General features: G+C 37.5%; 21 protein-coding genes. 10 read left to right on the top strand and 11 right to left on the bottom strand.

The window, feature by feature from the left end; genetic code table 11:
• Positions 1-27: 27 nt before the first annotated feature.
• Positions 28-381, bottom strand: coding sequence for a plasmid mobilization relaxosome protein MobC (mobC, locus tag Q0386_RS04740; RefSeq protein WP_299027787.1), 354 nt, complete (start codon positions 379-381; stop codon positions 28-30).
• 328 nt (positions 382-709) lie between these two features.
• On the opposite strand from mobC, the gene Q0386_RS04735 reads away from it, so the two are divergent.
• Together Q0386_RS04735 and Q0386_RS04730 are read left to right on the top strand one after the other, a co-directional pair.
• Entirely contained in the window at positions 710-1,105 is a 396-nt protein-coding gene (locus tag Q0386_RS04735) for a hypothetical protein (protein WP_299027784.1), read from the top strand.
• A 31-nt stretch (positions 1,106-1,136) separates the two neighbouring features.
• On the top strand, positions 1,137-2,024 hold the full coding sequence (locus Q0386_RS04730) for a hypothetical protein (protein ID WP_299027783.1): 888 nt from the start codon (positions 1,137-1,139) through the stop codon (positions 2,022-2,024).
• Positions 2,025-2,095: 71 nt separating this feature from the next.
• Here the strand turns inward: Q0386_RS04730 and Q0386_RS04725 are convergent, their stop codons facing one another.
• From Q0386_RS04725 to Q0386_RS04690, 8 genes are all read right to left on the bottom strand, one after another.
• Positions 2,096-2,368, bottom strand: coding sequence for a type II toxin-antitoxin system RelE/ParE family toxin (locus Q0386_RS04725; protein WP_299027822.1), 273 nt, complete (start codon positions 2,366-2,368; stop codon positions 2,096-2,098).
• A gap of 2 nt (positions 2,369-2,370) precedes the next feature.
• Complete coding sequence (locus tag Q0386_RS04720) at positions 2,371-2,616, bottom strand: hypothetical protein (RefSeq protein ID WP_299027781.1); 246 nt, start codon at positions 2,614-2,616, stop codon at positions 2,371-2,373.
• Positions 2,617-2,838: 222 nt separating this feature from the next.
• Positions 2,839-5,034 carry a site-specific integrase gene (locus tag Q0386_RS04715; RefSeq protein WP_299027779.1) on the bottom strand — a complete coding sequence of 732 codons (2,196 nt, stop codon included), beginning with the start codon at positions 5,032-5,034 and terminating at the stop codon, positions 2,839-2,841.
• Between the two features lie 645 nt (positions 5,035-5,679).
• Positions 5,680-6,981, bottom strand: a complete 1,302-nt coding sequence (locus Q0386_RS04710; protein ID WP_299027778.1) for an HlyD family type I secretion periplasmic adaptor subunit — start codon at positions 6,979-6,981, stop codon at positions 5,680-5,682.
• Positions 6,982-6,989: 8 nt separating this feature from the next.
• Complete coding sequence (locus Q0386_RS04705) at positions 6,990-7,475, bottom strand: type II toxin-antitoxin system VapC family toxin (protein WP_299027776.1); 486 nt, start codon at positions 7,473-7,475, stop codon at positions 6,990-6,992.
• Positions 7,468-7,737: a hypothetical protein gene (locus tag Q0386_RS04700; RefSeq protein WP_002946024.1), complete on the bottom strand. Its 270-nt coding sequence runs from the start codon at positions 7,735-7,737 to the stop codon at positions 7,468-7,470. The genes Q0386_RS04705 and Q0386_RS04700 overlap by 8 nt, the downstream gene beginning before the upstream one ends.
• Before the next feature lie 65 nt (positions 7,738-7,802).
• A complete protein-coding gene (locus Q0386_RS04695; protein WP_299027772.1) occupies positions 7,803-9,920 on the bottom strand; it encodes a type I secretion system permease/ATPase in 2,118 nt (705 codons plus the stop codon).
• Positions 9,905-11,221 carry a TolC family protein gene (locus Q0386_RS04690; protein WP_299027819.1) on the bottom strand — a complete coding sequence of 439 codons (1,317 nt, stop codon included), beginning with the start codon at positions 11,219-11,221 and terminating at the stop codon, positions 9,905-9,907. Before Q0386_RS04690 ends, Q0386_RS04695 begins: the two co-directional genes overlap by 16 nt.
• 226 nt (positions 11,222-11,447) lie before the next feature.
• Between Q0386_RS04690 and Q0386_RS04685 the strand changes: the two genes are divergently transcribed.
• The 8 genes from Q0386_RS04685 to Q0386_RS04650 all read left to right on the top strand — a co-directional run bounded on the left by Q0386_RS04685 (position 11,448) and on the right by Q0386_RS04650 (position 22,961).
• On the top strand, positions 11,448-12,245 hold the full coding sequence (locus tag Q0386_RS04685; RefSeq protein WP_299027771.1) for a hypothetical protein: 798 nt from the start codon (positions 11,448-11,450) through the stop codon (positions 12,243-12,245).
• Positions 12,246-12,452: 207 nt separating this feature from the next.
• Complete coding sequence (locus Q0386_RS04680) at positions 12,453-17,357, top strand: calcium-binding protein (RefSeq protein ID WP_299027770.1); 4,905 nt, start codon at positions 12,453-12,455, stop codon at positions 17,355-17,357.
• 315 nt (positions 17,358-17,672) lie between these two features.
• The gene (locus Q0386_RS04675) at positions 17,673-18,830 is read left to right on the top strand and encodes an RNA-binding domain-containing protein (RefSeq protein ID WP_299027769.1); all 1,158 of its coding nucleotides are present in this window, start codon (positions 17,673-17,675) and stop codon (positions 18,828-18,830) included.
• A gap of 497 nt (positions 18,831-19,327) precedes the next feature.
• On the top strand, positions 19,328-19,660 hold the full coding sequence (locus Q0386_RS04670) for a hypothetical protein (protein WP_299027768.1): 333 nt from the start codon (positions 19,328-19,330) through the stop codon (positions 19,658-19,660).
• Positions 19,657-21,513, top strand: coding sequence for a relaxase/mobilization nuclease domain-containing protein (locus Q0386_RS04665; RefSeq protein WP_299027765.1), 1,857 nt, complete (start codon positions 19,657-19,659; stop codon positions 21,511-21,513). Before Q0386_RS04670 ends, Q0386_RS04665 begins: the two co-directional genes overlap by 4 nt.
• 142 nt (positions 21,514-21,655) lie before the next feature.
• Entirely contained in the window at positions 21,656-22,249 is a 594-nt protein-coding gene (locus Q0386_RS04660) for a metallophosphoesterase (RefSeq protein ID WP_299027760.1), read from the top strand.
• A gap of 171 nt (positions 22,250-22,420) precedes the next feature.
• Positions 22,421-22,699, top strand: coding sequence for a hypothetical protein (locus Q0386_RS04655; RefSeq protein WP_122874698.1), 279 nt, complete (start codon positions 22,421-22,423; stop codon positions 22,697-22,699).
• Positions 22,677-22,961 (top strand): type II toxin-antitoxin system RelE/ParE family toxin, encoded by a 285-nt coding sequence (locus Q0386_RS04650; RefSeq protein WP_122874699.1) that lies wholly within the window; start codon positions 22,677-22,679, stop codon positions 22,959-22,961. The genes Q0386_RS04655 and Q0386_RS04650 overlap by 23 nt, the downstream gene beginning before the upstream one ends.
• 346 nt (positions 22,962-23,307) lie before the next feature.
• On the opposite strand, the gene Q0386_RS04645 is transcribed toward Q0386_RS04650, so the two are convergent.
• Together Q0386_RS04645 and Q0386_RS04640 are read right to left on the bottom strand one after the other, a co-directional pair.
• Positions 23,308-23,469 carry a hypothetical protein gene (locus Q0386_RS04645; RefSeq protein WP_299027750.1) on the bottom strand — a complete coding sequence of 54 codons (162 nt, stop codon included), beginning with the start codon at positions 23,467-23,469 and terminating at the stop codon, positions 23,308-23,310.
• 210 nt (positions 23,470-23,679) lie between these two features.
• A complete protein-coding gene (locus Q0386_RS04640; protein ID WP_299027748.1) occupies positions 23,680-25,515 on the bottom strand; it encodes a site-specific integrase in 1,836 nt (611 codons plus the stop codon).
• Positions 25,516-25,911: the final 396 nt, after the last annotated feature.

Here is a 25,911-nt window from a genome sequence, read left to right as displayed (position 1 = left end):
ATCGCTAGTTATACGTATAATCACGACTCATTCTTTGATTGTTAGCTTTAAAATAGCGCTTAGTTGATAATGGATGTGCTTTAATAACGATTCGGCTTTAATACTATTACCGGAAAATTCTTTGGCGATCTTATTACTAGCTCTAGCTATTTGATTTACGTTATTTGCAATATTATTTAAGAGCATTAGATGCTTTCTTTGACGTTCTTTTACATCATTATCTATACCGAAGCTAGATTGTATTTCTAATTCTATACATCGTCTAGCATACATACTCTTAGATATTCCAAGCTTCATTGCTCGTTCAGATACTATTTCTAATAAAATATCATCAAGAATAATATCAAGATGGTATCGTTTATTCTGATTACTTTTAGACATTATATAGCTCCTTTACTACTATATAAACCGACGAAAAATACTAGCTATTAAAAGTATAAACGATAGTGCATAGTTTAAATAGTTAGTATTATTAAAAACAAAAAATAGCTTTTTGTTTTTAATAAGGGGTTCTAGGGGCTATCCCCTAGGCACGCGCCAAATACGACCTTTGCGAAGCAAAGATTTGTCGGATATTTGGCTGACGTGCCTAAAACAATATATTTTTATGCTTATCTACGACTTATTATATCACTTTTTATTATAATTTGCAAATATTATTCGTAAATGCTATAATACATATACTAAAAGCTAAAACAAGGAGACTTAAATGAAAGAAAATAAACAGTCCGAACTAAAGATGCTTAAAGATACCTTTTCTACTTTGTCTAAAATAGAAAAAAATCTAGACGAGTCTTTTGATAATTTTATTCCGGATGAGAAGTTTACACCCAAAGCTTTTTTTAAGCTTGAGCGAGTTAAGAAAATTCTTACCAAACTAATTCAAAAAGGGGCCGATCCGACAAGGGCATATAAATATATAAATGCGACATTTAACTATATATTTCCGCGTAGATACTTTAACGCCGCATGGGTAGAATGCGGCGGTAAAATTGAAGAGCCCCGCAGAAAAAGTAGTAATAAAAGACTCAAGGTAGTTAAAAATATTCAGGGGCAGGATACCTGTGGTAACGAACAAACTAGCGCAAATAGTACTGAAAATTAAAATAAATCTATGACGACGCAAGGAGCATAATATGCAAGAACAAGTAGAATATCAAAGCATGGAGCTAATTTGTACCGAGCTACAATCCTTAGCTACCGAAATTAAATCAATTACGGACGATCTTAAACAAGCTTTATCGTCAAACAATCTTATTTCATTGGCTGCAAGCCTCAAAGAGATTCATAAAATCCTAGACCTACCGCAAAAACTCAAAGAGCTTGACGACCAACTATCTCAATCTTTCAATAAAAAATCTCAAAGCTTAATAGATGCTGGTGATAAAATTAAAAGCGCTGTTTCGCAAATAGAAGTTAACGTATCGAATTTACTTAGCGAGAAATTTTCGGATTCGCAAGCCAAACAATATTTAGCCGATTTGGAAGCTAGCTTAACGAATTTAAAAACGACGATAGATAATCTTATTGAAAAAGCCTCCTCGCCCATTTCTAAATTTGAAAAACTAAACCAATCTTTAAGTCAAGTCGTACCTAATTTACAAAAAACAGCCGAGTCAATGAAAACGTTATCTATTAAGCGCGATATAACGATGGTCGGCATAGGCTTTGCTATTTGTTCGATTCTTGGACTTTTTTACAATCTCTTTTTCATTAACTCCAAAATTAATAAATATATGGATAATGTAAACCATGCCCAAAAGGAGATTTTTTTAAATTTTAAAAAATACTCCGATGAAATTTCGGAAAAATCGGTTGAGCTTAAAGATTGCGCGCTTTACAAAGAAATTTATAACCATTACACTATGATACTTCAAGAAACGGGCATTAATCTACTTAAGGATTTTAAAGCAACAAATGACGGTAAGCTATACTTAAACCAAATTATTTCCGATATACACGTAGAAAAACCCAAACCGGACTCTGGTAATTTAACCTATTTCTTTATAAAAGTCCGACGTTGACTCACCGCTCTTGCAAAAACCCTATCTAAGAGGCGATGATTAAGAGTATGCGCTACACCTATGCCAGTCGGTTAATAATCCGGCAAATTATGCTTATATATGGACAGAATTTTAATTTGACCCGGTTTAATACGAAAAACTATCGCGTAGCCTTTAAAAATTAAGTCTCTCGTATCCTCTCGTTTAAGTAGCTTATTCTTACGAAAACTATAAGGCCTGCTTGGAATTTCTAGAATTTTTTCATACAAGACATCGTTAAATTCGGTCGCTCTGCTAAGACTATCTTGAGCGATAAAATTTAGTATCCTCTCCAGTTCGTTACCGAATTTATCCGAAAGGACTATTTTTATAAAGACGCGCCGAGCTTTCGTAAATGCTCTTTAGAGCGCTCTCTAATTTCATCAAAGCTATAGTATTTTATCTCGCCCCTATCGTCTGCGTCGGAAATTTCTTGCAAATGCTTCGCATCCGCAAGACTTAGTCCTCCAAGGTCGTCGTCATAGGTTATTTTAGCTTTTGGATCTAACTGTAAAATAGCCCTTATAGCCTCTATTAGGTTGCTATTATCAGTTCGTATGTTAATAGAGGTCATCTTATCTCCTCAAATTTAATTTAAAGCATTATACCATATCCCCTAAAAAGAAGTCGCCTGCGGTACGCAAGCGCGCAAGCAAAGCAACGAGGGGCAAGGGAGTAAAAGCGTGGCACGTCTTAATTTATAAAACGATTATGCTTGTGCTTGCCATAGCTTTTAAAAACAAAAAATTCGCTTCTTACGCAAAGAACTAGGTTGTGTCCTTCGACTTTAAGGGCATTACTCGTTTTGTTCCCATTCCTCATTAACTTCTGTAAAATTTATCTTTTCGACTAAGCTTTTTAAAATTTTCATATTGACGGGCTCTGCGTAAGTATCCATGGTGATCTTATATTGTTGTTCATGTCCTACTAGGGCTGCGACATGCTCTATCCTCTCGCCGCCTTGAATTAGCTTGTTTATAAAAGTATGCCTAAGAGAATGAAACGTCCTTGTTTTATCGTCTTTTATTACCCTTACGTTGATCTTTCTTCTAAAATATTCCGAAAAGTCTTTATTGTCGCAATTAAATAGTCTTACGGGCTTACCGTTTTTAGCGCCAGATTTCTTTTTATCATCTATTAGTTCAAAAAGTCCAATATCTTTTAATTTAGGGTGAATAGGTACGTTTCTTATAGAGTTTTTGGTTTTTAAAGTTTTGCTTCTATCGGTATTTACGTCAATCTCCATATTTAAGCTAAAACAAACTACGCCGTCTTTGATTATTATATCGTCGGTATTTAGCTGGATTATTTCGTTTAGCCTCATTCCCGAATACGCCGCGATGTGGGTTACGAAAAACAGTTCGTCTTTATTTACCCTTTGACTTTTCGTATCGCCGTTTTCCCTGATATCGCCGACAATGGCTAAAAGAGCGTTTACGTCGCTATCTGGGTATGGCTTTTTGTTTATAACGTCATCGGCGGTTAAGGTTATTTGAATATCCGTGGCGGGATTTTTAGCGAAGTAATCGCTGTCGTAGCAATATTTAAAAAATTCGCAGATTCTAACTATATATTTTTTGATAGTGGATTTAGAGATTTTCGGCTTATCCTTTGCTATAGCTATGATCTCGTCTAAGTTTTTGCCTTTATAAAGATTGTTTTGAGAGAGTTTGGTCGGTAGTATGAGCAAGGTATTTCTAAATTTGAGCAAATCGTCTCTTTTTATGCTTTTAATATCTAAGTCGCCGCCAAAGTACATAAACATAAGCTTTCCTACGTGATTAACTAGCCCTAGGGTGCTGTCGCTCCAGCTACTAGATACGCTAGTGTTAGATACGTAATTATTAAAAGCTGTTTTAAGAGTAATTACGTCCGTTCCGGCTTCATGCTCGTTTGCTACGGCGGCTATGGTTTTACTAGATTTTAGCCGTTCGCTCAGCGCTTTGGCTCTATCTGCGATAATACTTTGGGATAATTTAATGGCCTGATTTAACGTAATGTCGTTAATATCTTCGGTCTCATCGGCATCGGCAAGCTCTGGCGCCGCATCCGAGTCGCCCTCTTCCGAGTCGTTTAAAATTATGCCCCTATCTTCATAATAGCTCGCCTTATACACCTTAACGCTACCTCCTAAAGTAGAGTCGCCTAGATTGCCGTATCCGAATTTTAAATCTCCGCTTAGCCTATCGTCCCCATCCGGCAGCAATTTATGTCCGAATAACCTAAAGATATCATTTGTCGTCAATGCTCCTTTTTGCCTAGCCAGGGCATTTATCGAGTCGGTTAGTTCCGAAACGCTGTTTTTTAATGATTTTTTAGTAAAAGGAAGCACCAGATCGCTATCTTTTAAAAGATCTATATCGTCTTGATAAGTATTTACGTCCATGTTCTTAACAACTGGGTCTATTTCATTTTTAGTATCGTTGCTTAAATTTATATCTTGGCGTCTTTTGCCCAGCGGCACAAAGGCTTGTTGTTTCTCGTTTAGCAGTTTTTGGTTTTTAGACATTTTATAAGATATATGATTTATGTTGTCGATAGTAGCTTCTAGTAGTCTTTTACCTAGAGCTTTCTTGGTTGACATATCGGCGCAAGATAGCTTCTTGCATATCTCGTCAACCTCTCTTGATATCGTGTCCGGCAAGCTGTTTTCCTTAAGGCTTTGTTTTAGATATAAATTAAGCGACAATAGTCCGTCTATGCTTATATATCTGCCGAGCAAATCATGCTCTTTGATACTTTTAGCTTCCTTGGTTTCCAAAAGCGTAAACACTAAATGCTCTATAAATTCGCTACCCAAATTCATCTTAGCCGCCTTTTTAATCATATTAAAAATTCTAGAGTAAATCTTAGCATGATTCATCGCTAAAGTGAAGTGTTTTGTGCGGATAGAGTTTGTATATTCGGTTTTATTGCCAAAATACGGCTTTAAATATAGCGGAATGGCTATCCTAAAATGATATATGCCGTTTCGTTTTACGAGATATTGCATTATCGTCGTTATACGATAAAAATTGTAGCAAACTGTAGCAGATATTTAAAGAAATACTGGCTGTATACCGTTTTTTAGGCAATTTGGTGCAAATTTCAATAATCCCTCATAAGCCGGAGGTCGGGAGTTCAAGTCTCCCCCGTGACACCATAAATACCCTATTCATCGGTATTTAAACCGCCTCTTTTGCAGTTTCCCTTTCTTTGAATTTTTTCTTAAACTATGGTACACTTTTGATAAAAAGTGGTACAATTTTTTAAAACCTGCTATTTTACAAAAACATTCATATAAAATTGCTTTTGTTTTTCTTTGTTGCATTTTTAGTGGTACATTTAGTATGGGAGAGGTATTGAGGTATTGAGGTATTGAGGTATTGAGGTATTGAGGTATTGAGGTAGCTTTATAAATCAAAAACAAACAACACAAATACTTTCATACATTGATATTTTCTTGGACGTTGCTAAATACTAAACGCAAACCATCTGCTTAAATTTTCTAAAGATAGACTGCACAATAAAAGCTTATAATCGCATAAATACCAAGAAAAGTAAAGCTTGTAGATTGGTCGATAGATTATATTGCGGCCTTAGTGGTATAGATAAGTTTAGTATTTTGCGTGTAGATTCAAGGCTTCTTATTTGCCCATTACCTCACGCTAAGTCCCTCATCCATGTATTTGATTATCGGATATATAAATAGCTCTATGACTCTTCTTTTGCCGGTCTTTACTTCGGCTATTACGCTCATACCGATTTCAAGCCGCTTTATTTCTCCATCTACTTTTATATCTAGACTCTTTGGTTTTATCTTGATTTCGTATATTAGCCCCAGTTTTTCATCCTCTATGGCGTCTTTTGAGATTTCTATTATATTGCCGTATAGGAGTCCGTACTTTTGAAAGCTAAAGGTATCTATCTTTACGGCTACTTCTTGGCCTAGTTTTAAAAAGCCTATGTCTTTATTTAGAACGTTTGCTTTTATGATGAGCGGAGCGTCTGAGGGAACTATGGATATTAGATTATCGTTTGGGCTTACTACGCCTCCTTCGGTGTGGATAAGTAGTTTTCCCACAAATCCGTCTACGGGAGATTTTATTTGTTGGGTCTTGTTTGAAAAAAGGATTGCGTTTATCTGAGCGCTTAGCTCTCTTTTTTCTTTTTCTTTGTTTAGAGACGTTTCTATCCAGCTTGATTTTATGGTTTTTATCGCTTTTTCATTTTCTTCTATGATTTCTTCGAGTTTTTTATTTGATTCTTTTAGTCTATATAAGGCGATATCTCTTTGCTCTTTTAAATTTATGATATTTTTACTTACCTCTTCGTACTCTTTTTTGGCTATTAGATCAAGTACTTTTTGTAGTCTTACTTTAGCTTCCTCTTCTTTGTTTAGAAGAAGGCTAAGTCTATTTACTTCGCTTTCGTTAGCTTTGATATCAAGCTTAGCTGAGTTTAGTTTGGCTTTGTTGCTTTCATAAGTGCTAGCTAAAATTTGCCTTTGGCTGTTGTATAAATTTAACTGAGATGAATTTAGCTTATTTATCTCGTCTTTACTTAAATTTGATTCATTAATGAGAGCATACAGTAAGGCAATGTCCGAATTAATCACCGCTAGATCGTCTTGTTTGCTAGATAGCGAGGCATCGGTTACAGTGGGGTCTATTTGTATCAGGATGTCTCCCTTTTTTACTCTGTCCGATTCTTTAACGAATATCTTTGAGACCACTCCGCTTTCAAGAGGTTTTAGTATCTTTATCTCTCCGCTTGGTATAACTTTACCCTGCGCGCTTACTACTACGTCCACTTTAGCTAGTATCAGCCAAGCGGTACCAAATACCATAGTAGCTAAGACTAAATAAAGAATGATTCTACCCAAAGGATTAAGAGGTTTATCTTCTATTTCTATTAGTAGGGGTTTAAATTCGTGGAGGTCGTTTGGATGGTTTTTCAAATGAGGTCCTATTTTATTGTGTTCGGGTAATAATTTTCTAGATTTTTATTAGTTCTAGTCAATCTTATATCAAGTTTGGGAAAATTTTTATCATTTGTTATTATCGTATCGCAGCCGCTTTCTTTTGCACAAAAATACTGTAAGGCGTCTTCATAATCCGCATCATTTTCTCTGGCGTACTCTCTTGCTTTTTGTCTGATCTGCTTTGTTTCTAAAACAACCAAAAACAGATCCTCATCCTCTTCTATCATTGAAATTTTATCGATAACTATATCGGTAGCGATCTTTTGACTGTCCTGGAGAAAGTATGTTGTATTTGTAATAGACGTAGTGTTTACTACAAGAGTATACCCTTGCTCTAAGTATTCTTCAATAACGGCTCTACTGTTTTTTATATTGTCTGCGCTTCCTCTTATTTTATCGTATTCTTTGGAGTTATTTTCATCGATAAGAATATCGATTAAGATATTAGTATCTAAAAATATCCTATTCATGTATCCTGCTTCTTGCTTGCTTTTTGTCTTCATCGGTGGGTATTTTATCTAATACTATCTTACCGGCTATTTGGTTAAATCTTCTTATTCTATCTTTATTTATGCTATTTGCGCTCAAATTTTCCTTTACGTCGGCAGAAACGATCTCTTTCACCCCTAGCTTCAAACCGACATTTAGACTTTCAAGGATTATTTTAAGAGTTTGAAGCTTGCTTGCGGGGATACCCTTTAGGATTAAATTTGCAGTAGGTTCGCTTTGCATAGTTACTCCTTTACCAAATTAATTTATGTTGCCTTAAATTGCGTTTGCATTATATCATTTTAAATTTAAGCTTGATTCGTATTGCCGGTTTCTTGCTGGTTATTTAAAAAGTAATAATAACCCCTTTGCCTCATCAGACTTTCGTGGTCTCCTCTTTCTATTAGCCTTCCTTTATCCAGCACTATTATCTCGTTACAATCTTTTACGGTACTTAGTCTATGGGCTACGATAAATACGGTTCTGTTTTTCTTGATGGCAGAGAGGTTATTTGATATTATCTTTTCGCTTTCGTAATCAAGCGCGGAGGTCGCTTCGTCGAATATTAAAATTCTTGGATTGGTTAGTATGGCTCTTGCTATCGCGATACGTTGTTTTTGACCGCCCGAAAGTGACGAGCCCCTTTCTCCCACTAAGGTATCGTAGCCCTCGGGTAACGCGCTTATAAACTCGTCGGCTCCTGCTATCTTTGAAGCTTGCAAGATAAGATCCATGGAGGCGCTTGGATAAGCATAAGCTATGTTTTCTTTAACGGAGCCGCTAAAGAGGTAACTATCTTGCAGCACTACTCCTATGTTTTGCCTAAGCCAGGAAGGATTCATATGTCTGATATCGACTCCGTCTATATAGATAGCTCCCTCGTTTGCGTAGTATAGTCTTTGAAGAAGCCTAGTTAGAGTGCTCTTTCCGCTGCCGCTTCTACCTACTATGCCTATACTGGTATTTGGTTTTACCTCTAAGCTAAAGTTTTGAAGTACAGTAGGAGAGTTTGGAGAGTATTTAAAGCTAACGTTATCAAATTTCACTCCGCCTTTTATCTCGCTAAGGGTTATAGCGTTATCGTTTTCTTGTTCTTTTGGGGTATTTAGTATGTCTCCTAGTCTATCTACGCTAAGAAGCGCTTGTTGAAATTCGTTCCAAAGCCCGACCAGCCTCATTATAGGAGCGCTAAACTGTCCTGCAAACATCTGAAAGGCTATTAGCTGACCTACGCTTAGTTTGTTTTCTATAACTAGGCCGACTCCTAGATAGAGTATAGCTAGCGTCATTAGTTTTGAAAGAGCGTTTGCGATGCCTGAAAGTATATTTGATAAATTTGAAAGCTCGAAGCTTGATTTTACGTATTTAGCTAAAAAATCCTCCCAAAGGCGCTGCATACTGCCCTCGATCGCCAAGGATTTAACGGTAGATATGCCGGTGATTGATTCGACCAGATAGGAGTTTGATCTAGCTCCCATTTGAAATTTATCTTCAAGTCTTGCTCTAAGCCTTGGGGTAGCAAAGAAATAAAGAGTAGCTATAATAGCGACAAAGCCCAAGGCTACCAAGGTAAGCTTAACGCTATAAAGTAGCATCATTATTATAAACACCACGCTAAAAAGCATATCAAGCAGTACGGTAACTGATTTATTAGCTATAAACTCTCTTATGCTATCTAGCTCTCTAACTCTAGCTACTATGTTTCCTACTTTTCTGTTTTCAAAGTAGATCATGGGTAGTTTTATCAGGTGATCAAATAGCATAGCTCCAAGCCTGGCGTCTATCTTTGAAGTAGTGTGGGCAAATATATAGTTTCTGCTAAGACCCAAAAGCATTTCAAATATAATTACCGCCCCAAATGCTACTGCTATGACGTTAAGAGTGCTAAGCGAGTGATGAACTAAAACCTTATCAAGCACCACCTGGGTAAAAAGAGGAGTAACTAACCCAAATAGTTGGATAACGAAAGATGCTATTAAAATTTCCCCTACTATCTTTTTATAGCTTAGCATCCTAGCGTAAAACCAGCCAAAGCCGAATTTGATCCTATCGTTTAAGAGCTTATGCTTTAAGACTATCATCTTTGGCTCTAAATTTAGCGAGTTTAATAGCTCTTCAAATTTAATAGCGTAAGGCTCGTTTTTATCTTTAAAGATCAAGACCTCGTTTTTAGAGGCGTCGACTTTTAGGATATTAAAATAAACTCCGTTTTTATCTCTAGCTATGCAAGGTAGCGGATAGGAAGCTAAATTTTTAATAGTTAAAGGTTTAATCTTAGCCTTAAAGCCCTTGTCTTTTGCTATTCTTATTAGCTCTTCAAAGCTTGGGGTAGCATTTAGGGCGTAGTCCCTTATGATAGCCCTGCTATCTATCCTGACGTTATTTAGAGCCCCTACTATCTCTAAGCTTCTTAAAGCGCTTTGCAATCTAAGCTCTTTTCGTTTATTAAAAAGCGTTTTACCGCAAGCATATTTGCTTGTAGTAACGCCTCTTCGTTTTTGATGAGATTTTCGTTAAATTTAACTTTGCTTTCAAGCACACTTAGTTTGTCCGACTGCGAGTTTAAATTTAGCCTTTCTTGCATACCTAAAAGCTCTTTGGAGTAAGAGGTTAGCTCGGAAGTAGTTTTTAGCTTTTCTAAATTTGAGTGCAAATCATCATTTATATTTCTAGCCTCCTTTTCGTACTGCCTTTTTGCTTCGTTAAACTGCTCTTTGGCTAAAAGTAGTTCAATAAAGGCGCTTTCTATGCTAGCTTCTCTATTAAAGCCGTCAAAGAGATTATAAACCATACTAAGCCCTATCCTGTAACCGTTTCGCTGCGTATCGCCCCAAGAGCGACGAAAGCTATCTTTATCGTCTCCATAAAAGTCATACTTGGCGTATAGATAAAAGGCAGGATAATACTCTTTCTTTTTTGATTCAAGAGCGCTTTGTTTAGAGAGGATTAGAGCGTTTAGTTCTTTGCCCTTTGAGGTTTGCTCAAATGCAGGCAGAGGGAATGAATTTAAGGCGCTAAGAGTTAAATTTGAGGAAACAAAAGCTTGATCAAATTTACCTCCCGCATCCTCGCTGTTAAAAGGCATTATCTCATCGTCTATATAGATATCCTCTCCGCTTAAATTCGATATCTCGCTAAGTAGGTTTTTTATCTGCTTGTTTAGGCTTGCTATGTTATCTTCTATCTCTACCAGTCTTATGGCGCTAGAGGTCATTGCCGTTTTTGTATGATCGCCATTTTCATAGAGGCGCTTGGAGGTTTCATAGATTTCTTTATTGATTTGTTTTAGGTTGTTGTAGGAGTTTAGTTTACCTTTGCTATCTAGCAGATTATAATATAGCTCAAGCAATCTTAGCTTGGCTTCGTTTAGCGTTACGCACTCTTTATAGCTTAGACTTTGTTTTTTATAAGCGGCCGCATCTATATTTAAGGTATTTGCTCCAAATTTATATAGCTCGTAGTTTAGTTTTAAAGAGACCGAGCTTGCAAAGCCGGTCGAGCTTACCAGGCTTTCATCGTTTATGTAGTTGTTTCTTGTATTTGCATACTTCTTAGAGTATTCGCTATTTGCACTTAGGCTTAGCCTGGGGTACAAACTTGATTTAGCCGCATTTATCTCTTCGTTTGCTAACATAGTTTGAAGCTTAGAAGATAGGATGGATGGGTTGGTAGATTCTAGGGATTTAGCAAGGGAGGAGAAGGATACGGATTTGGCGAATAAGGACACACCAAATAAGTAAATGATAAAAAACAAAAAAGATATCCTTCGCAAACTCTACTTTCCTAACTGCTCTGAAATTTAGGCCCAAATTTAATCACAATGACTCTTAATAAGGCATTAAAAATACCTAACAATCAATAATATTTTAAAAATAAATACCGATTATAACTTAAATGCAGTTTAAGAGGATTGTGGGTAAAATGCAGAAATTTGAATTTTGGCGGAGGTAAATTTGAGAAACTACGACGAAAATCCGATAATCATAAACGACTACGGCGCGCTGTTTTTGATGGGATATTATATTATTCTTTACTCGATTATCGTTTTTGTATTTGCTTTTAGCGACTATGGGCTTTTATATCGTATTTATCTTATTGCTTTGCCTGCATCTTTTTTATTATTCTGCCTATACAATACATACGTTTTCTCGCCGCGTGTTTTTAAACAAAAACCGAGCTTTTTTAGATTTTCTAGCGAGCAAATTTATCATATAGAGTATGTCTACGTAAACAAAGTAGAGAGCGAGGAGAAAATCGCCCTCGTAAAAGACGTCGAAAAGGTCTATTTTTGCGTTATTAGCGAACTTGATAGCAGATACGGCAGGTTCCACTTTTTTACCCCGTATCAGCTCTATAAAAAGTCCTCTATCGGCGTGCATTTTAATAAAACGAAGGACTTTATAAGATATCTTTTGGTTTATTTGATATTTGCGCTACCGTTTAAAATATATAAACTCAAAAAATCCGGCGAACCGCTGTGGCTACTGCGTAAAAATTTCGTCATAAGGATGAAAAATAGAAATTATTTTTTGGTAAATTGCTATAGCAGAGATGATTATTTTGAGTTGTTGCGGTATTTTCGAGCAAATAAAATCCCCGTGGAGGACAAGACGAAATTTATGCCGCAAGCTCAAAGGACCGCGATATTTTTCGAGGACAAACACGAGGTTTGGAGCGACGATCCAAACGACACGGAAATACCAAAAGACGACTGGAGACGTAAGATGAGGCGGTTTTTTAGTTTGGAGTAGTGTTTGGTAAAAACAATAATAATTCTGAATCAGGAGTAAAAAATGCAAAAAAATGAAGGTAGCCCAGGTAAAGTTGAACTAGGGGCAATAGAAGTAAAATGTGATCTTGAGGGAAACTGTATCACCGAAAGCGAGAAACCGGAAGTAAAAAAAGCAGAAAAATCCCTAGAAGAAATATATAATGCAACAATGGCTAACATGAGTGCCATGACCTCTTCGCTGAGCGGAAATACTGCAAGAGCGGTAAATGTTTGGTTTGGCGGAATAGACATAGTTAAAGATCTCAGTACGCACCAAGGAGAAAATCACTATGAGGGCATAGGTAGATTTGTCGGTGATGCACTCGGGATAATTGGTACCATTATGATTCAAGAATCCAAACCGTTTAGAGGGCTTTCCGTAAGAGGAAAGGCTCTTGGGTCTGCTGGATTATATGAAGGTATAGCACATGCAGAACTGTTTATAGGTGCTAGTTTGGGCGATGCCGGGGCGAAAGCATTTAATACTTATGTAGCATATGCGGATAGATTTTATGAAGAAATTTTGACCAATAAGGATTTTTTCAATAAAACATTAGATGGTCTAAAAACAAACTGGATGAAGAATTTTTCAAATTTATTTGATCCTGACGGTGATGGTAATGTATCTCCTCTAGATATTGTAAAGGGATATAAAAAGTTATTTTCTCCACCGCCAGCTTATGGAACAGTAGATTTTGAGATGGACTTCGTCGCAAAAAAACCGAATAATATAAATATAAAAATAAATTCCTCAAAGAAAGAGCAAATACAAAAAGAGGCAATTTCCGAGATTATAAAATATGACTTTATAAAATCCATAACTCTCAACTCCCACACCTACAACATAAGAAACCTTTCAAATTTAGAGATAAGAAATGCAATCGATAAGATACCTCCCGTATCATTCCTGCTTTCCGACATATTAATAAGAACCGGCGAAGAGCTGGATCTGGGAAGCAAGGGAATATACAAAGTAAAAAGCGGAGACACTCTTTCTACCATAGCTCAAAGAAACGGTATGGTTACTAAAGAGCTACTAAAGCTAAACACTTGGCTGGTAGATGAAGGCAGAGTATCTTTTTTGCAAAACAAAGTTTTGGTAGAATCAAACATACTGGAACTAAACGAGATAGATCACGTCCTAACAGGTGATAGAAACGCCGAAAATATACTAATAGACGCAAACGGAGGAGACGATACTCTAGTGGGCGGTAACAAAAAAGATATCCTAAAAGGCGGAGACGGTTTTGATAAATACTACGCCGGAGATAAAGATATCATAACCGATAGCGACGGTAAAGGAGAGGTGTATTTTGATAAGACTAAGCTAAAGGGCGGCACATACGATAAAGAGAAAAAAGTATATGTGAGTGATGATAAAAGCATAGAGTATAAACTAAGCGGCGATAAGCTAACGGTAAGCAAAGGCGGTAAGTCTCTAACCATCAATAATTTTACAAACTCCAAAAAAGATCCTCATCTTGGCATATATCTATCTCAAGAAGATGAAGATATAGAGATAACCGTAAGCGACGCAAGCGCTCAAGAGATGAAAGGGATAATGAGCTTTGACGTTTCTCTAAACAGAACTCTTGGAAAAGGCGAATATATCGATGTGCTAGTAAAAGCAAAAAGCGATAGGCAAGGCTCTAAAGAGATAGAAAAGAAGATAAGATTTAAAGAAGACGACAAGGTTAAGACCTTTGAATACTTTTGGAACGATGACGAGGAAAAAGAAGAAGACGAAAAGATAAGCGTCAGCGCCTCGGTAATAGATAAGTCTAAAAAACTAAAAGCCGAAGTCAAAAAGCAAGGCACAGGAACCATCAAGGATGATGACGGAGACGAGATAACGGTTACTGTGAGCGACGAAGAAGAGCTGGAAGCCGCCGGTAAAATGACGTTTAAAGTATCTTTGAGCAGAGCCCTTAAAGACGGCGAATACGTAAATGTATCGGTAAATGGGGAAAATTTAGAATTCCTAACTGGAGAACAAACTAAAGAATATATCAAAACATGGAAAGACGATAAGGATAAGCAAGGAGACAGGACTATCGACGCTGTAGCTACCGTAGGCGACGTATCTAAGGGGCTCAAAGTAAGGGTGCAAAAACATGGCGTAGGAACCATAAAAGACGATGACGGAAGCAAGATATACGTATCCATAAGCGATGCTTCGGCCCAAGAGTCCGAACAAAAAATGAGCTTTGACGTATCTTTAAGTAGGGCGTTAAATAAAGGCGAATTTGTAAAATTGGTAGTCAATGGAGAAGTGATAGAATTTGGGGCGAACGAGCAAACTAAAAAATACGAATATACGTGGAAGGACGATAAAAAGGTAGAGGCGGATGAAAAAATAGACGTTTTGGCTTCCGTTGCCTCAAAATCCCCGGGTTTGGATGTAGAATTCTTTAAAAAAGGCGTAGGAACCATAGAGGACGATGACGGAGGAGAAGTAACCGTATATACCACTAGCGCATCGGCTCCCGAGGCAGCGGAAGAAATGACGTTTTTCGTATCTATAAGCAGACCGCTTAAAGAAGGAGAATATGTCGTAGCTTCTATCTACGGACAGACCGTTCATTTCTATGAGGGTAGCTCGACCAACCACGAATGCAAATACACTTGGAAGGGCCTGGATGACGAGATACCGGAAGAAGACTCCAAATTTAAGCTAACTCCTTCTATACTAGATCACTCTCCTGGACTAAATGTAAAAACCGAGTCTGGAACCGGAACCATAATAGACGATGATAAAGACCCGGACGATAACGATCCGGAAAACCCACCACCTCGCGATCCTTTAGCCATAGATCTAAACAGAGACGGAACTCATACTCTAAAGCTAAACGGGGCTTTAAATTTCGATATAGACGGAAACGGATTTAAAGAGGCTACCGGATGGATAAGCCCGGAAGATGCGTTTTTAGCCTACGATAGAAATGAAAATGGCATCATAGACGACGGAACGGAGCTGTTTGGAGACAAGACAGTTACGAATACTACTTTTGGTTACACTAGCAAAACGGCAGCAAACGGTTTTGAGGCGTTAAAGGCGTTTGACTCTAATAACGATAATATAATAGACGAAAAGGACGAGAAATTTGACAAACTCTTACTCTGGCAAGATAAAAACTCTAATGCCGTAACCGATAAAGGAGAGCTAAAAACCCTAAGAGAACATAATATAAAATCAATCGATCTTAACTATAAAAATATAAACTCTACCAACAACGGCAACTTTATAAGACAAACGTCCAAAGTAATGTTTAACGACGGAACTACAACTACGGCTGACGATATATGGTTTAGCGTGGATTTAAAAGATACTATTCAGCCCGATGTCGCCATACCAAACGACATAAAAGCACTTCCTGAGGTGCATGGGTTTGGAAATTTATACAACCTAAGAAGCGCTATGAGCAAAGATAGCAAGCTCGCCGGTATGATAAAAGAGTATATGAACCTGGACTTTGAGGCCAAGCAAGAAAAACTGGATAATATCTTATTTAGATGGACGGAAACGGAAAATATAGATAAAACTAGCAGGGGCGGCAATATAGATGCAAGAGTCCTGGGCGCGTACGAAAAAATAACGGGAAAGCCTTTCTTGCAGTTTGGCAATAATCCAAATCCTTGGGCGAATGCCGCGATAACCATCAAAAATAGAGTTAAGCAGTTTAAGGAATATCTATATGCAAGTATTGAGCTTCAGACCAAATATAACGGTTTGCTAGACACTAGATATCAATACTTTAACTACGACGAAAAAAGGCTAGGATACGATTTTAATAAAATAAATAAAAAGCTTTTACAACTCTACAAAGACGGAAAATACGAAGAAGTAGCTATCCTGTCTGATCTAGTTAGAAAGGCGGGTAGCTATAAGCCTAATCTACTGGATAGTTTTAACGCAAATTTGACAAAACTGGCTAGCGGCGATAAATATTTTATAACTATCAGCTCCTCAATTCCTTTATATGGTACGAAATCAAACGATACTCTGCAAGGAAGCGGCGGAAATGATTTGATAATCGGCGGAGATGGCAACGATACCCTTTATGGCGGTAAAGGTAACGATACCTACGTCTTTGGTAGAGGAGACGGAGTAGATACGATAAGCGACTATCCTAGTGTAGAAGGAGAGACGAATACTCTTTTATTTAAAGAAGGAATCACCAAAGACGACATTAGCGTAAAAAGAATTGCGGCAACCGGATACGGAAATAGCGAATATTGGCTAGAAATAACTATCAAAGGTACTGACGATAAAGTCAAGATAAGTAATATGTTCTTTCGAGAAACAGATTCAAGATATGGTAAAAATAGCATATCCAGGATAAAATTTAGCGATGGTACGGTTCTGGAGCTGGATGATATAAGAAAGATGGTTCTAGCAGGTAGCGACGCCAATGATAACATAGAAGGATTTGGACAAGACGATACTATTACAGGAAAAGATGGAGACGACTATATAGACGGTAGAGCCGGAAACGATACTATTTATGGAGGAAACGGCAGAGATTTCCTGATTGGCAATGACGGAGACGATGTGTTGTACGGCGAAGTGGGCAACGACTATCTCAGGGGCGGCCAGGGAAACGATACCCTTTATGGAAACGAAGGAAACGATGAATTATATGGAGAAGAAGGTAATGATACCTTAATCGGCGGAGATGGCAACGATACCCTTTATGGCGGTAAAGGTAACGATACCTACGTCTTTGGTAGAGGAGACGGAGTAGATACGATAAATAATAGTGACGGTTCCAAAAACAGAAACGACATAATTAAATTTAAAGAGGGAATAGATAAAAGCGATATAACATTTATGTATAGCGGCAGCAACCTATCCATCAAATACGGAACCGGTGACACCATAACAGTTAATAGTTATGCAAGCAACACCGCATATCAGATCGATAAAATAGAGTTAGGCAATGGAAATTTCATTACCAACTCCCAAATCAACAAGATTATCCAAGACATCAATGCTTATGCTAAAGATCATGGAATAACCGGCATCAGTCACGACACCATAAGAAATAATCAAGATATGATGGACCTGGTAATGAGTGGGTGGAATTCTTAAAGAATAGTATGTAAGCACTACAGAAGAGGCATTGGGCAGCCAAGAAATAAGTGCGGTAGAGATCAAATTTGACCTCTACCGCACTATAACATTTACTTTAATTTTTGCATTATCGCCTTCCCAGCTACCTTTACGTCGCCAACATAAATTTAACTCATCTTTTATACAACCTTCATATCATTAATATTAAACCATAACTAATATAATCATTGCCTCCTCTAATACTTATTTTGACTCTGATTTTAGCGCCTTGTGCCCCAACAATAAGCTCTTTTTTGATATGATTTGGTTTAAATTTAAAGCATGGAGTCAAAGATGAAAATATTAGACGAAATAAAAAACGGTGAAAGCAAAACTCTTGAACTAAAAGAAAAACTACCCGATAATAAATCAATAACAAAAACGGTGATCGCCTTTGCAAATACCGGCGGTGGCAAGATAATAGTAGGCATAAACGACAAACTAAAAATAACCGGAGTAGACGCAAATAGCGTCTATGCGCTAAAAGACAAGATCGCCTCCGTAATATTTGACAGCTGCTTGCCGGACATCTTGCCTGAAATTTATACGATAAACGTTAATGGTAAGCTTCTATTGGTAATAGAGATTTTCCGCGGCAACCTAATGCCCTATTTCCTAAAAAGCGAAGGAAAGAGTGATGGCGTCTACATAAGAGTCGGCGCCACAAATAGAAAAGCAAGCCCTCAAATCATAGAAGAGCTTCAAAGACATAAAAGATATGTAAGCTTTGACGAGGAGATAAACTACGATATAACCGTCAGAGAACCAGATATGATACCCCTAAAAACAAGATTTGCTAAAACCGGTAAAACGCTAAACGATGAAAAGCTAAGAAATTTAAAACTCATAAAAACCGACAGGGGCATCACTTACCCCACAAACGCCCTTTTGGTGCTTCTTGGTAAATTTTCTCATTGTGCGGTAAAGTGCGCTAGGTTTAAAGGCGTAACGATGGAAACCTTCATAGACAAAAAAGAATACAGGGGAAATATATTTAGCGTAATTGAAAACACTCAAAACTTTATCCTAAATCACATAAATTTAAGCGCCAAGATAGAAGGACTATATAGAACCGATAGCTACGAGATACCTATAGTCGCTCTAAGAGAAGCTTTAATAAATGCTCTTATCCATAGAGACTATGCAAATTTCGGAAGAGATATTAAAGTAGGCGTATACGACGATATAGTAAACATTGTCTCCCCGGGAGCCCTGCCAAACATAGTAACCATAGAAGACATACTAAGAGGCAGGAGCGAGATAAGAAACAAAGTAATAGCAAACGTCTTTAAAGAGCTTGGCTTGATAGAACAGTGGGGGAGCGGCATAAATAGGATAATGCTAGCCTGCAAGAAAGCAGGACTAAATCAGCCAAAGATAAGAGAGCAAGGCGATTTTGTAGATGTTGAGTTTTATAGGCCTAAAATAGAAAAAATGTCAGATAGAAAATAATTGCGGTGTCTATATTCTTTATATATTAAATAGAAGATTAATATAATTCAAGTATTATCGGTCTCTAGTTCCGTTAATTTTCCTAAAAGCATAATTATGAGTCGCGAGCGAATTTATTCCGGTACCTTCCCCCTATTTTTACAAAATTATCCAGCGTGAAAATGAGTCTGCATAGCCAGATTTTATGCTATAATGGCTAGACTAAAAAGTTTAGAATAGAAATATGGGCGAGCATACCCCAGATATATACAAATTCTAATAGATTTGAATATATCTGGGGTGCTCGTAAGGAGGGCTACGCCCCCTTAACCCCCTTGAAAAATTGCCGCATCTAGCCAAAGGCGGCTAGGAAAATCTAACGATTTTTTAGCGGCATTTTTTCAAATATGGGGACGGCGATCGCACTCCCCATACCCCTATGACGCTTCATTTTTTATTTTTAATCAATACTACTATTAAAAATAAAAAATGAAGTTAAAACCCAGCAGAGGTAAGCAATGAAAAAAGAGGGAAAAACGATTACAAAGATTCTCAGGATGACACCTAGCGAGCATGATAAAATTTTAGCTAAAATTAGCGAATTAGGCGGTATTACCTTTACAAAGTATGCAATGAGCTCTATGCTCTCTCGCCCTCTTACAAAGACTCCGATCACAAGAGAACTGGTTTTAGAGCTCTCAAAACAGGGGAATAATCTAAACCAGATATCTCGCAACTTAAACCAAGGAAAGCCCCTAGATAGAATAGCGCTTGCCATAATCAACGAGTCGCTGGAACGCTTAAACGCTATTTTTGATCTCTTAAGCAAACAAGACAAAGAGCAGCGATGATAGTTAAATTTCTACCAACAAAAAACGGCGGCGGGCTAGGTAGTGTAAACTATTTACTAAACGAGCGTCAAGAACAAGGTACTGCGCGCGTCCTAAAAGGTAGCGAAGCTCAGGTCAGAGCTCTTATAGCTCAAATGCCCTATAAGCAAAAAACTTGCTTTGGAGTCTTGTCGTTTAGCGAGCAGGCAAATTCTATCAGCGACGAAATAAAGCAAGATATTATAAAAGACCTAGAAAGGGCTTTGCTTGGAGATTATATGAAAGACCGTGTCGCCGTGCTGTGGGTAGAACATAGCGATAAGCACGGACGACTCGAACTTAACTTCTTAATCCCCAAGATCGATTTAATAACCGGCAAGAGCTTTAATCCATACTTTGCCAAGCGCGATCAATTTAATATCGATCTTTGGAAACGAACCATAAACGACGAATACGGCTTTACCAGTCCAAACAACCCGACAAAGCAGCAAAACATCCGTATCGATAAAAAAGACTTGGCTCACTACGATACGGTCGCACAGCTAGATAAAACTCTAAAAGAGCTAGTGGCACAAGGAGCCATCAAAAGTCGTGCCCATATGATAGAACTTTTAGGGGCTAGCGACTATAAGGTTACTAGGCAAAACGAAAGCGGAATAAGCATAGTATTACCCAATCAAAAAAGACCCAATAGAATGAGAGGAGGAATTTATGACGGACGGTTCACAGACATTGACAAACTTAGCGAACTCGGCGAAAGCGAGTCAAAAAGAATTAGAAAATACGTTGATCGAGATACACAAGAAGAGTGTCGATACAATAGAGAGCGAATTAGCGAAAATATACGAAGAAGAGATCAGCGAAATAAAAAACGATACAAAGAAGCAACTCTTGGAGATCGTCTCCGAAATGAAGCAGACCAAAGAAACGATATTAAACGAGATGAGGCCCGCTATAATACAAAGATTATTAAGTGGTATGACGGCAATAATCTTGGTTATAGGGTTGATAGCAGGATATTTAATCAACTTTTTTATCTACGACAAACGCATAACGGACTACCAAACGCAAAACTCGAAGCTACTAGCGAGCAATCAAGAGTTGCAGAAGTGGCAGATTCCGGAGAATTTAAAATACGAGGAAACAGACAGCAAAACAAACCGAGACTCTCGCTACATGATTTTACCCAAATCGACGCACAATCTAACGGACGGGACGAAACTTTATCAAATTTACAACGGGAGATTATAGATGACGAAACTGCAGACCGTATTGTTAGACGAAGTAGAGAGATTGCAAGAAGAAATTCTGAGATTGCAGAGCGAGAACGACGAGTTGGCACAGAAATACGAAAAACTGCAGAAAGCAAAAGCAGCGCTTTATTACGAGGACTTAGCGAACAAATTCGCACAAGAGTTAGAGAATATCTTATCGGCGCACAAGAGCGAATTAAGCCTAAGCGAGAACAAATTAGAAAGCTTAGAGAGCGAACAGACGCAAATAGAAGCTATCAAGAGCAAATTAAATCAGCTCTTGACGAGTGGAGAAAGCGACTACTCGGCGACGGAATACTGGGAATTATTAAGCAAATACGAGAGCTTGCAAACAAACTACGAATCGTTAGAAAACGAATTAACGGCCATAAAGACGATATTGAAAGAGAGTTTGGAGGATATGAAAATAGAATTAAACACAATATACGACAAGCTAACGAGCGATATGGCGCAGCATTTAGAGAGTGCTTGGAGAGCGAAACTAAAAGAGCTTCTAGCGCTTGTGGATCTGAAATTGAACGAGAACTAAAAAAACCCGAACGCCAAAAACTAGTAGAGCTTAAAAGACAAAAAGAGCTTAGCTTGGCAAGGACGCGTTAATCGCTAAAAATACATAAAAGAGCTACCGACGCATCGGCAAAATTTGATATGGCGTTTTATGGTTTTAGTTGGATATATTTAGGAAAATGGTTATGAATCTATATAATATTAAGATTTTTATAAAAATCGGCAAGGCTTTCAAATGAAAATCCTCCATGCAACAGATTTACATTACAATAAATCGTGGTTCAAATTTATCAAGAATCTTGAATCAAATTTTGACATCGTTTGCATAACAGGAGATTTTATCGACGCCTTTGACCAGACTGGAATAGCTCCTCAGATCGCTTACGTTAGTGAATGGCTTGCAAGTTTTAATAAACCTGTATTTGTTTGTAGCGGCAATCACGACGTAGGGCTGGCCTACGAGCAAGAATGGTTAAACGATGTCCCAAATATTTATGCCGATAACGCCGTAAAAGAAATAAACGGAGTAAAATTCGGCTGCGCTCCTTATCTCAAGCCCGATTACGCGAAATTTGCCCAGTGCGACGTTTTACTTTCGCATGTTCCGCCTGCTTACACGAAAGCTTCCGTTGGATACAGCGGCGATGATTACGGTAGCGAAAAGCTTTATAACGCTATCGGCAAACAAGTCATAACTCCAAAAATCCTTCTTTGCGGGCATATTCATAATCCTATAAAAAATATATGTAGGCTAAAGCATACTACGATTTATAATCCTGGTTGTGATAAGAATTTGAAAGAGCCGAAGATTAGAGTCGTGGAGGCGTGAAGTATACTTTCGCGTCTTGCTCAAAAACTTGGCCAAGCATCATAAGAACGGATTGCCTAAAGCCTTGATATACCGCAAATAGTTATACAGCAATCCGTGAGCTAGCTTGAGATTTTAACGCCTAATTAAAATAAATATGCTACAATGAGTAAAACTCGGCAAGGAGTAAAAATGATAGGAACTACAATCATTACTGAAGAAACGCCTCAAATAGCTCAAATCTTACAAAACGCGATACGAGAGATAAGAAAGCTAAGTCCGCAAGTTAGGGTCGAGTATGTAGACTACGATAAAGAATATATTAGCAAGGCCGATGCCGATACGCTAAGAGAGCTTGTAGCCAAAGACGACCGAGGCGAGATAGAATATTTAAGCGAGAGCGAATTTAAACAAAGAACAAAAGAACTCTTTATAAAACTAGGCGCTAATGAAAATCAAATACGCGCCTAAATTTAGTAAAGATGTCGATAACATCATTAATTTTATAGCTCTTGATAGTGTAGAGAGGGCTTTAGGATTTTATAACGACCTGATGGCGGAAATACAAAAGGTTGGCTATATGCCGTACAGTTTTCGCAAGAATTTAATACTACACGACGAGAGCGTCCGAGATTTAATCTTTAAAGGCTACGTAATACCGTTTAGAATCGACGAGAAAAATCAAACTATAAAAATTCTATCTATATTTAAAAGAAATATGCCGAATTTTTAGTTTCTTTAGATCAAGGCGAGACCAACCTAGTATACAAGTTTTGCTTTTACTATTTTTAAAAATTTGTTTTATAAAAGCAGAGTATATTAAAACCTTAAATAAAAGAATAGCAGGGTTAAACCCTATCTTTTAGCAGATTATATACTTCGTCATTCGCTCTTTTACCAACGACTAATCGGTAGCCCGCGTTTTTAGTTTGATTTTGTAGATATTTTCATAGCCGCGCAGTTTGTCTTTGGCTACATTGGGGGTTTCTAGGCGTTCGACCAACTTCTTTTTAAACTGCGCCTTTACGCTATTATCCAGCTTTTACCACTCTTTTAACGCGCTTGGCAAAAACTCTAATTCATAGCTCATCAATATTTACTTTTACTGGCGTTTCATCGCTTGCCAGCGCGGCATCCACGGCTTTAATTAGATGATAGTCGTCTATTATTTCCATCATTTTCTCATACACCGCGCTTGGCACTAGATAGGCGCTGGGTACGTTGTGATTTAATATCGCCACGACGTTATCTCCCGCTTGTTTTAAAATTTGAGCCGGAGATTTTTTCAGCTAGCTTATGCTGGCGGTAAAATTTACCTCTATAGTTTGTATTTTATCATTTATTTTATACCTAAAATAGTAAAATAGAATAAAAAGCGTCCTTGCAATGTCTATCTTGTAAATAACCGGAATACTACCTAAATTGATCATTTATGCTGAGACGACTTTAAATTAATCCTCGGGCATCCCGCCCTCCTCATATTTAACCATCTCGACCTTTGCTTTTAGCGCATTAACGTTAATCGGCGTAGCGTAAGTGTTTAGCAAAATTTTATACTGTTTTTCGTGACCTACTATTTGGGCGATGGTATCGTTTGCTACCTCTTTTTGTACCAAGTAATTTATAAAATAGTGCCTAAACGAATAAAACGTCTTTTTAGGATCTTTGGTTATTAGTTTTCTTTGAATTTGATTTCTAAAAATTTCAGAGAAATCCTTGTTCGTAACTTTAAAGACATTTCCACTCCTTTTGCCATTAACATAATCAAGTAGTCCTAATTCTATTAATTTACTATGAATAGGCACAAACCTAATACTATTTTTGGTTTTAGTAGTTTTTCCGTCATCGGTGTTGATACTAAAACAATAAACTCCGTCTTCTAAAACCATATCTTTTTTATGAAGCTGAGTGATCTCTTTTATTCTCATGCCGCTATAAGCGGCTATCATAGTAATATAGTAAAGCTCATCAGCTTCTATCCTAGAGCTAGGAGATTTACCGCTTTGCTTAATATTAGATACTATGTCAAATATCTTTTTAGCGTCGGTTGCGTCGTACGGTAGCACGGCTCTATCGCTAGGGTCAATATCTAGCTTGATGTTTGTTTTTGCGGTTATGCTTCTATTTATGTATCCACTATCAAAGCAGTAGTTAAAAAACTGAATAACCCTTATCATGTATTTTTGGATAGTAACTTCGGAGAGCTTATCGTCTTTTTCACCTATTTTAAGTATCTGAGATAAATTTTTATCTTTGTACTTACTCTTTTGGGCTAGCTTGGCGGGAACTTTATATAGTAGCTCCTTAAATTCCAGTAAATTATCCCTAGTAATATTAGCTACCGGGGTTTGCTCGCTAAAGTATAAAAACAGAAGTTTTCTTACGCCAGCTACCAGCCTCCCGGTATCTTGCGACCATTTATCCAGCTTTGAGGTATTAGCCTCAAAGATTTCAAACGCCTCTTTTAAAGTTTTTTGATTTTCCAAATTTGCGACTAAGGTCTGATTAAAGCCGCTTAAAGAAGGAGCTTGAAGCACTTGTCTAATCTCGTACTCTTCTGTAATTTCAGCTCCCGGATCAATCATACCAAAACTATTTTTATCGTCTATTTTTACCTTTATACTTTTACGAGGATAAGGATTTTTTACGATATCTTCTATACTTCTATTGCCGTCGTTTACTTTAACTAATTCCAAATTCGAGGTAGAGCCGTATTTTTTATCTAATATAGCGCATACAGTATCGCTTAATCTTTGCGCCATAGCTTCAAACTGGCCGTCAGTCATCGGCAAGCATCCTGCATCTTCCAGCTCTTTTATATTATCCTGAAATGAATCGATATTCTTTGCGTCAAATGCGGAGGCTACGGCTTGCTTGTTTACAAAGACCGTATCGGGTTTATCTAGACTACCGTTAAGATCACCTCGGTCTTCATCGTCGAGGAATTTTTGCTCCTGCTTATCGTCAAACAGCAGACTGCTTTTTTCAAGCTTAGAAATAAGGTAGTTAAGAGTTAATATATTTTTCTCTAAAAGGGTTTGTCCGGTAGCTTGTTTATCTTTATCATCCAAGATGCCGGCTACGCGGGCTATATTATTTACGTCTTTAACGAGCATCTTGGGGAACTCGCCGTCGATCAAATTTTGTTTAAAATAAGCGTTTAGAGCATTTAAGAAATCTACGTCAAGCTTTTTATTAAGGAGCGAATGCTCTTTAATACTCTTGCTAAGTTTTATTCTCATAAACGAATTTACGAAAGACTGAACTATGCTATCATTGAGATTCATATGAACCGCCCTTTTTATAAGGTAAAGATTATTATCTAGAATCTTAGCCGTTTTTTTAGCTTTTTCCAAGAGATTCGTGGATGTAGAAAAGCAAATTTCCCGTTTTTCGTTAAAAAACTTTCTAATGCTAGGAGTAAGTACGGCTCTGTAGTAATATATACCGTTTCGCTCTCTTAAGTGATGTGCCATATCTGTCACCGGTGGACAAAAGTGGAACAGTTTTATATACGTGTGAAATAAAAATCACTTAAAGTGCCGTAGTTTCGGGCTTTTAAGAGGCAAATTTAAAATTCCTCATAAGCCGGAGGTCGGGAGTTCAAGTCTCCCCCGTGACACCAAATAGCTCTAAAATACGGGTTTTCTACGATTTTATATCGCATTTTCCTTTCATAAAAT

This window comes from uncultured Campylobacter sp., from assembly GCF_938045625.1.
Lineage (GTDB): Bacteria > Campylobacterota > Campylobacteria > Campylobacterales > Campylobacteraceae > Campylobacter_A.
The sequence above is the reverse complement of the archived record's forward strand: the minus strand, read 5'-3'. Positions and strand labels throughout refer to the sequence as shown.

What these genes read in the sequence shown, in the direction of transcription:
- Q0386_RS04720 (WP_299027781.1), bottom strand. Translation starts at nt 2,616, where the DNA reads ATGACCTCTATTAACATACGAACTGATAATAGCAACCTAATAGAGGCT.
- Q0386_RS04680 (WP_299027770.1), top strand. Translation starts at nt 12,453, where the DNA reads ATGACCTCTTCGCTGAGCGGAAATACTGCAAGAGCGGTAAATGTTTGG.
- Q0386_RS04650 (WP_122874699.1), top strand. Translation starts at nt 22,677, where the DNA reads ATGAAAATCAAATACGCGCCTAAATTTAGTAAAGATGTCGATAACATC.
- Q0386_RS04700 (WP_002946024.1), bottom strand. Translation starts at nt 7,737, where the DNA reads ATGCAAAGCGAACCTACTGCAAATTTAATCCTAAAGGGTATCCCCGCA.
- mobC (WP_299027787.1), bottom strand. Translation starts at nt 381, where the DNA reads ATGTCTAAAAGTAATCAGAATAAACGATACCATCTTGATATTATTCTT.
- Q0386_RS04665 (WP_299027765.1), top strand. Translation starts at nt 19,657, where the DNA reads ATGATAGTTAAATTTCTACCAACAAAAAACGGCGGCGGGCTAGGTAGT.
- Q0386_RS04655 (WP_122874698.1), top strand. Translation starts at nt 22,421, where the DNA reads ATGATAGGAACTACAATCATTACTGAAGAAACGCCTCAAATAGCTCAA.
- Q0386_RS04640 (WP_299027748.1), bottom strand. Translation starts at nt 25,515, where the DNA reads ATGAATCTCAATGATAGCATAGTTCAGTCTTTCGTAAATTCGTTTATG.
- Q0386_RS04675 (WP_299027769.1), top strand. Translation starts at nt 17,673, where the DNA reads ATGAAAATATTAGACGAAATAAAAAACGGTGAAAGCAAAACTCTTGAA.
- Q0386_RS04715 (WP_299027779.1), bottom strand. Translation starts at nt 5,034, where the DNA reads ATGCAATATCTCGTAAAACGAAACGGCATATATCATTTTAGGATAGCC.
- Q0386_RS04670 (WP_299027768.1), top strand. Translation starts at nt 19,328, where the DNA reads ATGAAAAAAGAGGGAAAAACGATTACAAAGATTCTCAGGATGACACCT.
- Q0386_RS04705 (WP_299027776.1), bottom strand. Translation starts at nt 7,475, where the DNA reads ATGAATAGGATATTTTTAGATACTAATATCTTAATCGATATTCTTATC.
- Q0386_RS04660 (WP_299027760.1), top strand. Translation starts at nt 21,656, where the DNA reads ATGAAAATCCTCCATGCAACAGATTTACATTACAATAAATCGTGGTTC.
- Q0386_RS04730 (WP_299027783.1), top strand. Translation starts at nt 1,137, where the DNA reads ATGCAAGAACAAGTAGAATATCAAAGCATGGAGCTAATTTGTACCGAG.
- Q0386_RS04735 (WP_299027784.1), top strand. Translation starts at nt 710, where the DNA reads ATGAAAGAAAATAAACAGTCCGAACTAAAGATGCTTAAAGATACCTTT.